Raw genomic sequence first — 15,572 nt, 5'->3', positions numbered from 1 at the left:
TGATATATTAGATATACTTGCTTATTTGACTTAATAGTTAAAGATTTTTTGGAACATCCTTCAATTATATTCAAAATTGTTTGTCCCGATCGTCCTGGCCTTGTAAGTTTACTTACTAGTTGGATTTCAAATTACGGTGGCAACATAAAACACTCTGATCATCATACAGATCAAGATGCGGGTTTGTTTCTTAGTCGAATTGAATGGAATTATAAAAATGCATTTTTTAATAGAGATGAAATTTATAAAGAATTTGAAAATATTGCAGATGAAGTAAATGGAAAATTTAACGTAAATTATTCTGATGAAATTCCAAACGTTGCTATTTTCGTGAGTAAACAAAATCATTGTTTGATTGATTTACTTTGGCGAGTAAGAAATGGTGAACTTAATATGAAAGTTCCTTTAATAATTTCAAATCATTCTGATCTTAAAAATATTGCAAATGACTTTAATGCAAAATTTGTCCATATTGATACCTTTAATATTGATAAATCTGTTGTTGAAGATCAATTTTTAAATTTATTAAAAGAATATGAAATTGATTTTGTTGTATTAGCCAAATATATGCAAATTTTGAGTGACTCTTTTTTAAAAAAGTTTTCTTCAATAATAAATATTCATCATTCTTTCTTGCCTGCATTTAAGGGCGCGCAACCATATCATCGAGCATGGAAGAGAGGTGTTAAATTAATCGGTGCTACGGCTCACTATGTTACTGAAGATCTTGATGAAGGCCCGATAATAGAGCAATGCACGGTTAATGTAAGTCATAGGGATGAAGTTGATGATTTGATTAGAAAAGGAAGAGATATTGAAAGAATAGCTCTAGCAAGAGCGGTTAGATTACATCTAAATCATCAAGTATTTGTTTATAACAGCAAAACTGCTGTTTTTGATTGACGTTAATTTCTTAGTCTTCTAATTCTATATGTATTTGTCTTTCATAAATTGATTCTTCATTAAAAGCTCTTGCTATTAAGAAACTGGCAATGCAGCTGATTAAGACAGGTTTCATTATTAATAAATTTTTTGTTAAGGCAAAAGCTAAAAACATAGCTGTTATTGGTGTTCGCGAACATCCTGCTACGAAAGCCCCCATTCCCGCAAAAATGTATGTACTAGGTGCATGTCCTGTTGCAATTTCTACCCAGCTCCCCATTATTAGTCCGATTGATCCTCCTAAAGTCAGCATTGGATAGAACAATCCCCCAGGAGCTCCAGATGCTGCGGCTAAACCTGTAGTGATAAATAATACTAAAACTGCTAACAAAGCAATTCCAATACTTGTATTTTGCTCAGCTATTATTTTCTGTAATTCATCTAAATTATGAAATGTGCTGGGTAAAAAAGAATAGATGCTTCCTAAAATCAGTCCACAGATACTCATTTTTAAAACAAATTTATTTTTATACCACTTTTTCCCAAGCTTTTGCATTAACAAAACATATCTGCTGTACAATTCTGCAAAGATCCCAATAATTATTCCCAGTAAAACTAGGTAAATAAAATCTATAGGTAAGAAAAAAACTGATGGGTCATATTCTTTTTGAATCAGAAATCCGAGGTTAAAATCAAAGCCTCCTGCTTTAGGATCTAAACCCAAGGCTTGAATAATATCAGCAGATGAATCTGCAATGAAAGTTGTAATTACTACTAATAGCAAAACTACTGGTCTAGCAGAGTTTAATAGCTCTTCTATGGCATAAACAAACCCTCCTAATGGAGCGCTAAATACCGCAGCTATTCCTGCACCACCACCTGCTGCTACTATTACTCTTCTGAAAGCTGTGGGAGCTTTGAGCCATTTGGCCATTTGCCAAGCAACTGATCCTCCCATTTGAACTGACGGACCCTCTGGACCCAAAGGGAATCCACTACCAATAGCGATAATTCCTGATATGAGCTTTACTAATCCAACTTTTATATTCATTGGCACTTGTTTATGCCTTAAGAAACCCATAATTTGACTCACACCTGAACCTTTTGCTGCAGGTGCAATATTTTTGATTAAATATCCCGCAATTGCTCCTCCTAAAGCTCCAAAAATTGGCAATACTGCAATAGATGGGAATTGGTCTAAAAGTGCTAATCTCCAATTGTTAAAAAAATAGATTCCAGTTTTAAAAAATATGCTTGTAATTGAAGCTCCTAAACCTGTTAATAAGAGAGACAATACAACGACTAGAGATCTTTGTCTTAATAATTTTTTGATGCTGCGAGAAGATTTATGACTGGTATTTTGAAGATTTTCTCTTATAAGATTTGGCATAATCTATGATCATTTTGACAAACTGAAATCCTGTATTTCATCAAATTGAAGATAACGATAAAGTTCATCTGAATATGGATTAATTTTATTTTTAGTAATATCCTGATATTCTTCTACTTCAGGGATTTTTCCAAGGAGTGCGCAAACTGCTGCTAATTCAGCACTCCCTAAAAATACTTGCGCATTTTTCCCAAGCCTATTGTCAAAATTTCTTGTACTAGTAGAAAATACTACAGATCCTTCATCAACTCTCGCTTGATTTCCCATACATAAAGAACAACCTGGTAACTCTAATCTTGCACCACAATTTTCAAATATTTTATAATAACCTTCAGCTTTTAGAGTCTCTTCATCCATTTTTGTAGGGGGACAAATCCATAATTTAGCTTTTAAATTTTGTACACCTTCAAGAACTTTCGCAGCTGCTCTGTAATGACCAATATTTGTCATGCAAGAACCTATAAAAACTTCGTCAATATTTGTATTGGCAACATCTGTCATTTCCTTTACGTTATCTGGATCGTTAGGGCAAGCAACTATAGGTTGTGTTACTTTTGCTAAATCAATTTCAATGATTTCTTCATACTGAGCGTTTTTATCTGGTTGAATTAATGATGGTTTTTTTAACCAATTTTTCATATCATTTATTCTTCTTGAAATCGATTTTGAGTCTTCATAATTGCTCTCAATCATTTTTTCTAGCAGGCAAATATTGCTTCTTAAGTATTCTTGAACAGTTTCTTGGGATAAAAGTATTGTGCTCCCAGCGCAAGAGCGTTCTGCAGTAGCATCCGTGAGTTCAAAAGCTTGTTCAAGTTTTAGTTTAGGTAATCCCTCAATTTCCATAATTTTCCCGTTAAATATATTTTTCTTATTTGCTTTCTCAACAGTTAAGAGTCCTTTTTTAATTGCGAAGAGAGGGATTGCATTTACTAAATCTCTAAGAGTAATGCCTGGTAATAATTCTCCTTTAAATTTAACCAGCACAGATTCCGGCATATTTAATGGCATTGATCCTATTGCAGCGGCAAAGGCAACAATGCCCGAGCCTCCAGGAAATGAAATCCCAAGAGGGAATCGTGTATGACTATCTCCACCTGTACCAACAGTATCAGGGAGAAGCATTCTGTTAAGCCAGCTATGAATTATGCCATCTCCAGGTTTAAGAGCTACTCCACCTCTTTGAGAGATAAAATCAGGTAATTCTTGATGGGTAACTAGATCTACTGGTTTAGGATATGCAGCGGTGTGACAAAAACTTTGCATCACTAAATCTGCAGTGAATCCTAAACAAGCTAGTTCTTTTAGTTCATCTCTAGTCATTGGCCCAGTAGTATCTTGACTGCCAACAGTGGTCATAATTGGCTCACAGCTCATTCCTGGCCTAACCCCATCTAAACCGCATGCTTTTCCTACTATTTTTTGGGCTTGAGTAAAGCCAGAATTACTTTCTGCTGCATTTTGTGGTCGGATAAATATTTCACTTGGTTGATAATTTAATTTGTTTCTAATTTTGTCCGTAAGAGATCTTCCAATCATAAGATTAATTCTGCCGCCAGATTGAATTTCATCAGTAAGAGTTGATGGGCACAAGTCGAATTTGCTTATTAATTCTTCAGTATTTGAATCTTTTTTGATTTTGTTAATAATGCCTTCATAAGGATATATTTTAATAACATCTCCTGTTTTCATATGAGATACGTCAGCTTCTATAGGTAAAGCTCCTGAATCTTGTGCAGTATTAAAGAAAATAGGGGCTATTTTGCTACCAATTATTATTCCACCTGTTTTTTTGTTGGGAACAAAAGCGATATCTTGGCCTATGTGCCAAATGAGTGAATTAATAGCAGATTTTCTAGAACTCCCTGTTCCAACAACATCTCCAACATAAGCTACGGGTAAATTGTGTTTTTTTAAATCATCAAGAATCTTTAGTCCATCTGGTTTTTTAAATTCCAACATAGCCAATGCGTGCATCGGAATATCCGGGCGTGTTGTAGCATGTACTGCCGGAGATAAGTCGTCTGTGTTTGTCTCCCCGTCAACCTTAAATACTAAACAAGTAATTTCTTTCTCTAGAACTTTTTTATTTTTGAACCATTCTGCATTCGCCCAACTATTTACAACCTCTTTTGCATAAATATTATTTTGAGATAATTCATAAATTTCATTAGCCGAGTCGTAAACTAGAATAATATTCTTTAAAACTTCTGCTGATTTTTTAGCAAGTAAACTATTTTCTCCTTTAAGTATTTCAACCAAAGAATTTACATTATATCCGCCTATCATTGTTCCTAATATTTCAATTGCTTTTTCAGGATTAATTAATTTGCAATATTTTTCGGAATTAACAATAGCTGTAAGCCAGCTTGCTTTTACATAAGCAGCCTCATCAACTCCTGGAGGGACTCTATTTATTAGTAAATCAAGTAAATAAGATGAATCGTAATTACTATCTTTTTCCAATAATTTTGTGACACAATTTGTTTGCTCAGCATTTAAAGGTAAAGGAGGTATACCTTTGCTAGCTCTTTCAGCTACATGAGCTGCATAATCTTTTAGCAATGTTTCCAAATTCTTCATTAGTAAGGTTTAATGCCTAATCTATTGTTATTTTTAATATTGAAAAGGAGAGTATTCATAAATGCTTTTTTAAATATTCAAATTTCTTAATTAATCAATGACGACATCATCAAATAATTCATCTTTAGAAAAGACATCAGATTTACATGTTGTTGAAACACGTCCATTAATACCTCCAAGAAGATTACATAATGATATACCTTTAGATTACGCCTCTGCTAATACAGTATCTAAAACAAGAAGATCGATACAAAATATTTTGCATCATAATGATCAGAAGCTTTTAGTAATTGTTGGCCCATGTTCAATTCATGATCTAAAGGCGGCAAAGGAATATTCAAAATATATTCAAAACTTTCGAGAAATTTATAAAGATAAATTAGAAATAATTATGCGAGTATATTTTGAGAAGCCAAGAACAACTATTGGTTGGAAGGGGCTTATAAATGATCCTCATCTAGATGATTCTTATGATATTAATACTGGTTTAAGAAGGGCAAGAAGTTTGCTTTCATATCTAGCAACTCGTGGAATACCTTCTGCTACAGAATTACTAGATCCAATTGTTCCTCAATATATTGCCGATTTAATAAGTTGGACAGCGATAGGTGCTAGGACGACTGAAAGTCAAACTCATAGGGAAATGGCATCAGGATTATCAATGCCTATAGGGTTTAAAAATGGAACAGATGGTTCTTTTACGACTGCAATAAATGCAATGCAGGCAGCTTCCAAATCCCATCATTTCTTAGGTGTAAATGAAAATGGAATGGCTTCTATTGTTAATACTACAGGTAATCCAGATGGACATATAGTTTTAAGAGGCGGTTCAAAAGGCCCAAATTTTGAAAGTGATCATGTTAAAAGGATTTCAGCTGAATTGAAGCTATGTAACCTTCCCCACAAAGTGATGATTGATTGTAGTCATGGAAATTCTAATAAAGACTTCAGAAAACAGTCGGAAGTGCTAAAAAACATAGCTTCTCAAATTAGTAATGGTGAAAAAAATATTTTAGGAGTTATGCTTGAAAGTCATTTACAGGAAGGTAATCAAAAACTTTCAAAAAAAGAGGATCTTGAGTTTGGCAGAAGCATCACAGATGCATGTATAGATATAGAAACAACAAAAGAATTACTCGCTATTTTATACAATTCACTTAGTGAGTTATAAAAAAATTAAAATATAATGCTGATGAGATTGGAACAATAAAGTTATCTACCCCTAAAACACTAAATTGTTCAAGAACAGTGGCCAAAGAAGCTATTACAAAATAATTTAAATAAAAACTATTTTGCTGGGAGTATCCTATTGAGCAAACAACTATTAAGCTTGTCAAAAACATTGTGAAAGTACCAAGTAAAGATTTTTTTTGTTTAAAAAAAATCCAACTTTTTGAGTTAAAGCTTTTGCCTATTAAACCAGCTAATCCATCCCCAAAAGTCATTATAAAAAATCCAGTAATTAATGCATATGGATCTTTATCCCAGAAAAGACAAATTAAAATAAATAAACTTAGACAATAAAATAATGTTCCATAACTTTTTCTCTCAACATCTTCAATTGTTGGAAATAATTTATACGTGTAATTGATTAGTACCATTAATGAAACAAGGCCCGTAAAAATAAGAGCTGAATTTTGATCAATTTTTAAAAATTGTGCAATTGGTATTAATGGTCCTATTCCGATATGTATTATTTTTCTTACGATTTCTCTGCTATCTTTATTATATTTTTTAAAAATTATTGATATTAAAAAAATTGACAATAAATATAATAAAATTACAAAAAATTTTATCAATTTTTTTAAGCCGCTTTTTGATGAGTTGTCATTACTCTAAGTTTTAATATTGCTTTAGCTTCTAGTTGCCTTACTCTTTCACGTGAAACATTGATTTGTCTCCCTATTTCTGCGAGTGTTAATGGTTCTTCACCATCTAGGCCAAATCTGAGTTTCATGATTTTTTGTTCTCTTTCATTTAATTGAGAAAGCCAAGTTCCTAAATGTTCTTTTTGAATAGTTCTATCCATACCCTCCATAGGCTCTTCGCAGTTTGGATCAGGTATTAGTTCACCTAGAGTGCTTCTATCTTCTTCGCCTCTTGCATGAGCATCTAGGGAGGCACAAGGAGCACTTTGCGAAATTAAGTCTTCTAAGTCTTTTTGATCAATTCCCATCTCAGTCGCCATTTCTAATCTGGTAGGTTGCCTACCAAATTTATGTGACAATTCTCTAGAGACTCTTCTCATTTTGGATAGCTTTTCACTTATGTGAATAGGCAAACGGATTGTTCTTGCACTGTTATCAATAGCCCTTGTCATTCCTTGCCTAATCCACCAGTAAGCATAAGTTGAGAATTTATATCCCATAGCAGGATCAAATTTATCTACAGCTCTTTCAAGGCCAATAGCGCCTTCCTGGACAAGGTCCAATAATTCAAGCCCTTGGTTTTGGTATTTTTTTGCAACGGAGACAACTAGTCTTAGATTAGCCGCCATCATTCTATCTCTGGCTCTTTTGCCAATCTTAATTTGATAAAGATTTCTTTGCGTTCGATCAGTTTCAGGAATTTGTAACAACTTTTTCATGTTCTGAACATGATGCGCTAACTCTATTTCCTCTGCTGGAGTCAAAAGAGGTACTTTACCAATGCTACTTAAGTAAAATCCAATAGAATCTGAAGCGAGTCTTCCAGATTTCTTTTGGCTTTGTTTTGCAGCTAGACTTGATTTTGATTTGCGAGACTTGCCCGCAGTGTTTGGTAATCTTGGCTCATCAAAATTTTTCTTTGAAGAGCTCTTTGTAGATTCCAGAGGGATCCCCATCACCCTGGCCTCCTAAATAATGGATTTTTTAAAAAGCTAGCACTGAAATTGAAATAAAAACTACTTTTACGTTGAAACTTTAAAGACAAAAAAATCTTTTTTTGTCCTGATTTCTTCAAATCTTTTGATATGAAAGGCTTTTATAAAAATAAAAAAAAATTTAAAATATTAAGTATTTTTTTAAATGTTATAAAAATAAATATTGTTTTTATTTTTCTATGAGATCAATTTGTGAACGATTATCCGCTGAATCTAATGTATATTTTGCATAACAACCATCCTCTTTCATGACCCAAGAAAAGTAATCATCTTGAATATATGTTTGCAAAAGAGTTTTTAGTTGAGATTTTAATTCAGAATCTTCTATTGGAGTAACAGCCTCTATCCTTCTATCAAGGTTTCTTCTCATCCAATCTGCACTTCCAATAAAAACTTCATTATCATCGTTATTACAAAACCAAAAAATTCTTGAGTGTTCAAGAAAATGCCCAATAATGCTTATGACTTTAATATTTTCACTTAAATTTTTTCTTTGTGGATATAAGCAACAAATACCTCTTATGATAAGGCTAATTTTTACACCTGAGTCAGAAGCTAAATAAAGAAGTTTAATTATTTCTGGGTCTACTAAAGAATTCATTTTTGCAATTATTTCAGCTTTTTTACCTTCCTTTGCATTGTTAATTTCTCTCTTTATGAGAAATATAAACTTCTCTCTCATCGATGATGGAGAAACTAATAATTTTTGATAACTTTTTTGTTTAGAAAAACCTGATAAGTAATTAAATAACTCAAGTAAATCTGATGCAATATCAGGATCTGTTGAAAGTAATCCTAAATCTGTATAAAATCTTGAAGTATTGGAGTTATAATTTCCCGTTCCAATATGAAAATAATTTCTTAATCGTCCTTTTTCTTTTCTAACTATTAAAGCTATTTTTGTATGTGTTTTAAATCCTATGATTCCATATACAACATGAATTCCAGCTTGTTCAAGTTGTTTTGCCCATTGAATATTATTGTCTTCATCAAATCTGGCTTTTAGTTCAACAAGAGTCATTACTTCTTTTCCATTCTCTGCAGCTCTCATTAAAGCTGCAATAATAGGTGAATCCTTTGAAACTCGATATAAGGTAATTTTAATAGCCATTACAAGTGGATCATCAGCTGCTTTATTTATAAATTCTTCAACTGAAGTTTTAAATAAGTCGTATGGATGATGAAGTAGAATATTTTTTTTTCTGAGTATCTTGAAAATAGAATTTGGGTTTTTGTTTGAAGGCAAATCTAAATTTTTTAATTGAGGGTGAGTTTTCCCAATTAGCAAATTTTCTTTTAAATCATCTCTATCAATTTTTGTCAGCTGATTTAAATCGTCAAGGCCTAATAAACTTTTGCAAAAGTATATATATTCTTCTTGTATGGAGATACTTTCAATTAGTAATTTTAGAATATTTTCTGGCATATCTGATTCAACTTCTAATCTAACTACGTCTCCACCTAATCTTCTCTTTTGCAAACTTTGCTCAACTGCTAAAAGAAGATCATCAGCTTCAAGCTCTTTTAATTCTAAATCTGCATCTCTTGTCACTCTAAAAAAAGAGTAATTTATACATTCCATTCCGTTAAATAAAGTATTTATATTATTCCCAATTAAATCTTCAACACTTATGAAAAAGTGGGAACTTTCATAATTACTTTCAATTAATTCATTAGGAATTTGTATAAATCGATTTATATTTTTTGTTGGTATTTTTATTCTTACAAACTGATTTTTAGAAGCTTCTCTATCCTTTATTAAAGCTGCTAAGTTTAGACTTAAATTACTTATAAAAGGAAATGGATGTGCTGGATCAACAACTAATGGAGTTAATAAAGGAAATATAGATGAAGTAAAGAAGTTATCACACCAATTTCTTTGATTTTCATTTAGTTCCTTATAGTTTTTTAAAATTACGCCTTGCTTTCTTAGTTCATTATTTAATTCATTATTTACATAGTTTTCTTGCAGTTTAGTTAATTTTTTTACTTCCTTGTTTATTTTTGTTAATTGCTCTTTAGGGGTGAGTCCGTCAATACTTTTTTTAGTAATACCTGCTTCAACTTGGGCCTTTAATGAAGCTACCCTTACCATAAAAAATTCATCAAGATTATTGCTAAAAATTGAACAAAATTTTACTTTATCTAGGATTTTGTACTTTTTTTCCATACCAGTTAGGAGAACTCTTTTATTGAATTCAATCCAACTTAATTCTCTATTAATAAAAACATCAGCCTGGCTTTTCATTAAAATACTTTTGATTGTCGATCGTTAAGAGAATTATTTTTTTTACCTTCTGCAATTAGGTATATCATGAAAATTAAAATAATGGAACCAGCTATAAATGGCGATTTAGGGCCAAAACTATCATAAACTCTCCCAGCCATTGCAATCCCTAAAACCCCTCCAAGACTCTGTAGACCCTGGAGGTTACTTAGAATTGACCCTTGTTTATCATCGTCTAATTTTTTTGATATTAGTGCTCTTAAGGTAGGCGTAATTAACCCTGCTCCAATGGCTAAAAATGAGACAGCTGAATAAATATTAATTGTCGCATTTTCTTTTGGAGCAGTTATTAACAGGGAACATGCTACAAGAATGAAGCCTGATCCTATAAGTGTTAATCTCATTTCGCCAAATTGCTTTACGAGAGGTCCAATAAGTCCTCCCTGAACAATAATTGCAATAATTCCTACTACCACAAGAGTTCCACTTGATGCTTTGGTTGTCCAGTTTAAAGATTCTTGAAGGAAAAATATTAGGATATTGGTCAATCCAGTAAAAGCAATAAAGTAAATAAAAAAAGCTAATGATAATTTTTTAATTTTTTCTTCTTTGAAAACTGTAAATAGCGCTTTTAAAGGATTTTTTAAAATAGTCTTTGATTTATTTGAGGCTTTATTAGGTTTCGTTTCTGGTAAGTAAAAAAATACAAGGAGAAAATTTATTATTGGAATTATTGAGGCTATCAAAACTGGGATAATAAAGTTATTATTTGTACTTTTTGCAAAAATTACAACGAAAATATTTCCCAAGAAAAAACTTAAACCAAAAGCCACACCAATAAGTCCAAATGTTTTTGCTCTTTTTTCAGGGCTTGAAATATCTGCAAGAATAGTTGTTGCTGTGGCTGCTGTGCCACCACTTAAACCGTCAATTAGTCTTGCTAAAAATAATAAAAATAAAGGGATAGCAGCTATAGAATTTGACCAATTAAAAAGAACAGTAAAGGATAATATTGAAATTCCTATTATTGAGCCAGTAATACAAAAAAGAGTGACAGGTCTTCTGCCGTATCTATCACTCATAACTCCTATAAAAGGAGAAGCTGTAAATTGGGCTAATTGGTAAGTACATGATAATAATCCATATGTACTGGCTTTAGAGTCAAAAAGTAAAACAAAAGAGGGTAAAATAGGTAGAAGAATACTTTCACTTAATCGATCATTTAAAAGAGTTATAAAAGCACTAAGGAGAGTAAATTTTTTATTTGGTTTCAATAAATTGTCTTTCACAATATTTACCTTCATTCCAATTAACTTCTATTACCATACTTGTTAATGGAGATTAATGTGCCCGGTATTGTTTATTTAGTTGGAGCAGGTCCTGGTGATCCTGAACTTTTAACTTTAAAAGCTTTGCGTTTAATAAAAAATTGTGATGCATTGGTTCATGATGCATTAATTCCAGATGAAATAACAAAAGAAACAAGAAAAAATACAGAAATTTATCATGTCGGTAAAAGAGCGGGGAAGTGTTCTGTGCCTCAGGTTGAAACGAATGATCTTATTTTGAAATTGGCAAAAGAAGGTAAAAATGTTGTTAGGCTTAAAGGGGGCGATCCGTTTGTTTTTTCAAGGGGTGGTGAAGAAGTATCTTTTTTAGAAAAAAATGGAGTATCAGTTGAAATAGTTCCTGGTATAACTTCTGGTATAGCAGCACCTACATATTTTGGCATTCCACTTACTCATAGAGATGCTGCGAGTTCTGTAACTTTTGTGACTGGGCATGAAAATGTAGCTAAAGAAAAAAAGAGCGTTAATTGGAGAGATTTAGCTAAATCTTCAGATAGCTTAGTAATTTTTATGGGTATAAAAAATATTGAATTTATTGTTGAAGAATTAATTTTAGGTGGTTTAAGTAAGAATACTAAATGCGCCGTAATTCAAGAAGCTACTTTGAAAAATCAAAAATGTTTTATAGATAAATTAGATAATCTTCCAGATAAAATCAAAGATAAAGAATTTTTAGCTCCATCAATTATCATTATTGGAAACATTGTTGAATTTAAGGTTAATAACAATATAACTAAAGTATCTGATGTCTATTTACCAGATATTAATAAAGTTCAACTATATAATAAATCCCAAAAGTAAATTGGATCGAATTTTGGTTTAAGCTTTAAATCATTAACTTGATTAATTTGTCTGCAAGATAAGCTATTAATTGCAACTATTATGTCATCATTTTGAAATTCTGGAGAAATTAATTCTTCTTTTACAATTTTCAATTTTAAAGCTTTAGAAACCATAATCCCCTCTAAACAGCCGCTATCTTTTCTAGGAGTTATCCATTGATTATTTCTTTTAATTAGAAGATTAAATGTACTTCCACAACAAAGTTCACCTGACGTATTCAACAGGATAGAATCATCAAATGATTTTTCATTAGCTTCTGTCAAAACTTGTATTGCCTGATTATATGAAAATGTTTTGCATTTACCTATAAGACTGAATTCATTTATTTTTTCCGTTTGACTAATAAAAACGCTTATCGGATTAAAATTTGGTTTGATTCTATAGAACTCAAGCCATAAATTGTCTAAGTTTTTTGTCTCTGAAGTGCTATCAATTGTTAGCGTGCGACCTTCATTAGTTCCTCGACTATAGTTTATTCTTACTGAAGCAAATTGATCATTCTTAAGCGATAACTTTCTAATTCCATCATGAATAAGTTGTCTCAAAGTTAATTTATTTATTTTGAGATTAATATTTAAAATTTTGCTACTTTTTTCTAACCTTTTCAGATGTTCCTCAAAAAGAATAGGTTTGTTTTGCTTTATTAATATGGTTTCAAATATACCATCAGCAAATTTTAATCCTCTATTATTAGCAGCAATAAATATTCTATCAATATCTAACCATTGATCCTTGTGCCAGCCTAATGTTTCAATCATTTTAGTGAATCAATTAATGGTAAAAGTTTCCACTTTAGTTCATTAGTTTCCTCTTCAGGATTAGAGTCAATAACTATTCCGCAACCAGCATATATATTGATTTTTTTGTCTTTAATTAAAAATGATCTTATTAGTATATTGCTGTCAAACTCTCCATTCCAGTCAAGCTTCAAAAATGAGCCACAGTATGGTCCCCGTTCACATTCTTCTAATTCAAAAAGTCTCTGGCATGATCTTAATTTAGGTGCTCCAGTTATAGAGCCCCCAGGCCAACAAGCTTTTAGTAAATCAATCCAGTTCTTGTTTTTTTTTAATTTGCCTCTGATTACTGAAGTTAAATGATGAACTTTTAAGAAACTTTCAAGTTTTAAGATTTCTGGCACGATAATACTTCCTGTTTCGCAAACTTTACTTAAATCATTTCTTATTAGGTCAACAATCATAATATTTTCGGCTCTATCTTTTTCGTTCGTTATTAAATCGATAGCATTCAGTGCGTCTTGATTTAAATCCTTATCTCTGGATCTAGTTCCTTTGATAGGTCTTGATTCTACAAAATTTTTATTATCTATTTTTATAAATCTTTCTGGCGAGGTAGATAATACCGCCTCTTTATAATTATCATTATTATTTATTATTATTCCTCCAAAGGGAGCTCTTAATTTCCTTCTTATTTTTAAATAAATATCTAGAGGATTATAGTCTTTGGATGATTCAATTTCGCATTTAGTTGTTAGGTTTGCTTGAAATATATCCCCTAGGGAAATTAATTTTTTCAATTTTAAAATATTTTTCTGAAATTTTTCAGCCATTTCGTCCAAATTGATTTTTGAGAAATCAAAATTCAAATTTGTTTTTAAAATATTTTCTTCTTCAATAGTTTTTATATTATTGATTATATTTTTATAATTTATCAGTTCAGATGAGTTTGTACCTTCGATAATTATTTCTTTTTTTATTAGATTACATTTAATGATTGGATCATATGATGCAATCCATAAAGTTGCCATATCAGATTGTCGCCATGGGTTTTTTGGTTCTATGTAAACTCCAGCTTCATAACTTAACCATCCGATCCAAAATCCTTTTTCAATATTTTTTAAATTGTTAAAGGGATTATTAGTTTTGTCTAAGTTATAGATATCTCTTGATTGAATTGTTTTTTTAGGTTTAATTCCTATTATTGACCATTCCCCATTTTCTTTACCATCACTGTCTAGCCAAGCTAATCCTTTATCTCCGAATTTTTTTGTAAGATGATGCGTAATCAGTGCTGGATCTATCCATTTTTCTAGAATTATTTTTTTTATTTTCATTTTTTATTATTGTTATTGAGCCATTTTTCATAAGCGGCATTTCTAATTCTGCAGCTATCACACTTTCCGCATGGTTTTGAATTTCCTGAATAACAACTCCATGTTTTATCTAAAGGGACATGATTATCAAAAGCTAATTTAAAAATTTCCTCTTTATTTAGATCTAATAGTGGTGTCCAAAGTTTTATTGGGTTATTTTCTCTCCCTCTTTTATTGGCTAAATCTGCTAATTCTTGAAATTTTTTAATGTAGTCAGGTCTGCAATCTGGATAACCAGAATAATCCAGTGCATTAACTCCTAATCCTATAAAATCAGCATCTATTGCTTCGGCGTAACTTAGTGCAACGGAAATAAATATAGTATTTCTCCCAGGAACATAAGTATTAGGAATTTTATTAGTTTGTACTCCTTCTATCGGAATATTTTTTTGAGTATCAGTTAATGAAGAGCCTCCCCATAAAGATAAGTCAAGCTTAATGATTTTAAATTCTTCGATATCAAAGTGTTTTGCAATTATTGATGCAGAATTTAATTCTTTTTTATGACGTTGACCGTAGTCAAATGAAAGGCCAAAAATTTTAGCTTCGGATTTTTTTGCGATACCAGTTACTGTAGAGGAATCTAACCCTCCAGATAATAAAACTACTATTGATTTGTTTTTAAGAATCATATAATTTCATTTAATTTTTAAGTATTTGTGAGTTTGAAGGCTTAGTTTCCAATCTGGATTATTTTTTACGAAATCAATAGCTAAAGAAAAACCATTCGCATTGTTCCATGCTGGCTGTAAATAAAAAATTTTATCTTCTTTTTCTAAGCCATCGTCACTTTTTGAGAGTTGATATTGTTTTAAAGTTTCTTTTTTTATTTGAATAGCAAATTCAATATCTTTTATTTCATGTATGATTATTTTGATTTCATTACAGATTTTTAAAAAATAATTTTTTGGAGGCGAGTGTCTTTTAGGAGATAAAGTAATCCAGTCATAACTTCCTGATATCGAATTAACTCCACTTGTCTCAATATGAATCTTCATTGAGTTTTGTTCTGCTCCCAACGTCATTTTTTTTATGGCTTTGCAAAAATCATCCAAGTTATGTTGTAAAGGTTCTCCACCTGTAATAACGCAAAAAGATGCTCCTTTCTCTCTAGCAATTTTCATGCGATCTATTATTTTTTCAATTGAGATAGAGGGGTATTTCTTCTCATCCCATGAATTCTTGGTATCGCACCACGAACATCCAACTTTACAACCAGCCAATCTCACAAAAAAAGCACTTTTTCCAGCGTGATAACCTTCACCTTGTAATGAATGAAATTGTTCGACTAAGGGTAAAAATTTTGTCATTTTTTCATTCAA

At 31.4% G+C, this 15,572-nt stretch carries 13 protein-coding genes; 3 read left to right on the top strand and 10 right to left on the bottom strand.

Annotated features, from left to right (window positions below):
- Nucleotides 1-48 precede the first annotated feature (48 nt).
- Entirely contained in the window at nt 49-903 is an 855-nt protein-coding gene (gene purU / locus HA146_RS09440; protein ID WP_209109271.1) for a formyltetrahydrofolate deformylase, read from the top strand.
- A 10-nt stretch (nt 904-913) separates the two neighbouring features.
- Here purU and HA146_RS09435 read toward each other — a convergent pair whose 3' ends face one another.
- Both HA146_RS09435 and acnB read right to left on the bottom strand, forming a co-directional pair.
- On the bottom strand, nt 914-2,272 hold the full coding sequence (locus HA146_RS09435; protein WP_209109270.1) for a ClC family H(+)/Cl(-) exchange transporter: 1,359 nt from the start codon (nt 2,270-2,272) through the stop codon (nt 914-916).
- Nucleotides 2,273-2,281: 9 nt separating this feature from the next.
- Nucleotides 2,282-4,855 (bottom strand): bifunctional aconitate hydratase 2/2-methylisocitrate dehydratase, encoded by a 2,574-nt coding sequence (acnB, locus tag HA146_RS09430; RefSeq protein ID WP_209109269.1) that lies wholly within the window; start codon nt 4,853-4,855, stop codon nt 2,282-2,284.
- A gap of 97 nt (nt 4,856-4,952) precedes the next feature.
- Here acnB and HA146_RS09425 point away from each other — a divergent pair, with 97 nt between their 5' ends.
- The gene (locus HA146_RS09425) at nt 4,953-6,026 is read left to right on the top strand and encodes a 3-deoxy-7-phosphoheptulonate synthase (protein ID WP_209109268.1); all 1,074 of its coding nucleotides are present in this window, start codon (nt 4,953-4,955) and stop codon (nt 6,024-6,026) included.
- On the opposite strand, the gene HA146_RS09420 is transcribed toward HA146_RS09425, so the two are convergent.
- The 4 genes from HA146_RS09420 to HA146_RS09405 all read right to left on the bottom strand — a co-directional run bounded on the left by HA146_RS09420 (nt 6,013) and on the right by HA146_RS09405 (nt 11,234).
- A complete protein-coding gene (locus HA146_RS09420) occupies nt 6,013-6,654 on the bottom strand; it encodes a diacylglycerol/polyprenol kinase family protein (RefSeq protein ID WP_209109267.1) in 642 nt (213 codons plus the stop codon). The genes HA146_RS09425 and HA146_RS09420 overlap by 14 nt on opposite strands.
- Nucleotides 6,655-6,659: 5 nt before the next feature.
- The gene (locus HA146_RS09415; RefSeq protein ID WP_209109266.1) at nt 6,660-7,679 is read right to left on the bottom strand and encodes an RpoD/SigA family RNA polymerase sigma factor; all 1,020 of its coding nucleotides are present in this window, start codon (nt 7,677-7,679) and stop codon (nt 6,660-6,662) included.
- A 208-nt stretch (nt 7,680-7,887) separates the two neighbouring features.
- Nucleotides 7,888-9,966 (bottom strand): polyphosphate kinase 1, encoded by a 2,079-nt coding sequence (gene ppk1, locus HA146_RS09410; protein WP_209109265.1) that lies wholly within the window; start codon nt 9,964-9,966, stop codon nt 7,888-7,890.
- A complete protein-coding gene (locus HA146_RS09405; protein ID WP_374027171.1) occupies nt 9,966-11,234 on the bottom strand; it encodes an MFS transporter in 1,269 nt (422 codons plus the stop codon). Before HA146_RS09405 ends, ppk1 begins: the two co-directional genes overlap by 1 nt.
- A 57-nt stretch (nt 11,235-11,291) precedes the next feature.
- Here HA146_RS09405 and cobA point away from each other — a divergent pair, with 57 nt between their 5' ends.
- Nucleotides 11,292-12,095 carry a uroporphyrinogen-III C-methyltransferase gene (gene cobA, locus HA146_RS09400; RefSeq protein ID WP_209109263.1) on the top strand — a complete coding sequence of 268 codons (804 nt, stop codon included), beginning with the start codon at nt 11,292-11,294 and terminating at the stop codon, nt 12,093-12,095.
- On the opposite strand, the gene HA146_RS09395 is transcribed toward cobA, so the two are convergent.
- The 4 genes from HA146_RS09395 to HA146_RS09380 are packed head-to-tail and all read right to left on the bottom strand — an operon-like array spanning nt 12,068 to nt 15,560.
- Nucleotides 12,068-12,895 (bottom strand): aminotransferase class IV, encoded by an 828-nt coding sequence (locus HA146_RS09395; RefSeq protein ID WP_209109262.1) that lies wholly within the window; start codon nt 12,893-12,895, stop codon nt 12,068-12,070. The genes cobA and HA146_RS09395 overlap by 28 nt on opposite strands.
- Complete coding sequence (locus HA146_RS09390; protein WP_209109261.1) at nt 12,892-14,211, bottom strand: anthranilate synthase component I family protein; 1,320 nt, start codon at nt 14,209-14,211, stop codon at nt 12,892-12,894. The genes HA146_RS09395 and HA146_RS09390 overlap by 4 nt, the downstream gene beginning before the upstream one ends.
- A complete protein-coding gene (gene queC / locus HA146_RS09385; RefSeq protein ID WP_209109260.1) occupies nt 14,208-14,882 on the bottom strand; it encodes a 7-cyano-7-deazaguanine synthase QueC in 675 nt (224 codons plus the stop codon). The genes HA146_RS09390 and queC overlap by 4 nt, the downstream gene beginning before the upstream one ends.
- A 6-nt stretch (nt 14,883-14,888) precedes the next feature.
- A complete protein-coding gene (locus HA146_RS09380) occupies nt 14,889-15,560 on the bottom strand; it encodes a 7-carboxy-7-deazaguanine synthase QueE (protein ID WP_209109259.1) in 672 nt (223 codons plus the stop codon).
- Nucleotides 15,561-15,572 lie beyond the last annotated feature (12 nt).

Origin of the sequence: Prochlorococcus marinus CUG1416, from assembly GCF_017695965.1 — a bacterium.
GTDB lineage: Bacteria > Cyanobacteriota > Cyanobacteriia > PCC-6307 > Cyanobiaceae > Prochlorococcus_A.
The sequence above is the reverse complement of the archived record's forward strand: the minus strand, read 5'-3'. Positions and strand labels throughout refer to the sequence as shown.

Coding starts and splice junctions, on each gene's coding strand:
- HA146_RS09435 (WP_209109270.1), bottom strand. CDS start 2,272: ATGCCAAATCTTATAAGAGAAAATCTTCAAAATACCAGTCATAAATCT.
- acnB (WP_209109269.1), bottom strand. CDS start 4,855: ATGAAGAATTTGGAAACATTGCTAAAAGATTATGCAGCTCATGTAGCT.
- HA146_RS09425 (WP_209109268.1), top strand. CDS start 4,953: ATGACGACATCATCAAATAATTCATCTTTAGAAAAGACATCAGATTTA.
- HA146_RS09415 (WP_209109266.1), bottom strand. CDS start 7,679: ATGGGGATCCCTCTGGAATCTACAAAGAGCTCTTCAAAGAAAAATTTT.
- ppk1 (WP_209109265.1), bottom strand. CDS start 9,966: ATGAAAAGCCAGGCTGATGTTTTTATTAATAGAGAATTAAGTTGGATT.
- HA146_RS09395 (WP_209109262.1), bottom strand. CDS start 12,895: ATGATTGAAACATTAGGCTGGCACAAGGATCAATGGTTAGATATTGAT.
- HA146_RS09390 (WP_209109261.1), bottom strand. CDS start 14,211: ATGAAAATAAAAAAAATAATTCTAGAAAAATGGATAGATCCAGCACTG.
- queC (WP_209109260.1), bottom strand. CDS start 14,882: ATGATTCTTAAAAACAAATCAATAGTAGTTTTATTATCTGGAGGGTTA.
- HA146_RS09380 (WP_209109259.1), bottom strand. CDS start 15,560: ATGACAAAATTTTTACCCTTAGTCGAACAATTTCATTCATTACAAGGT.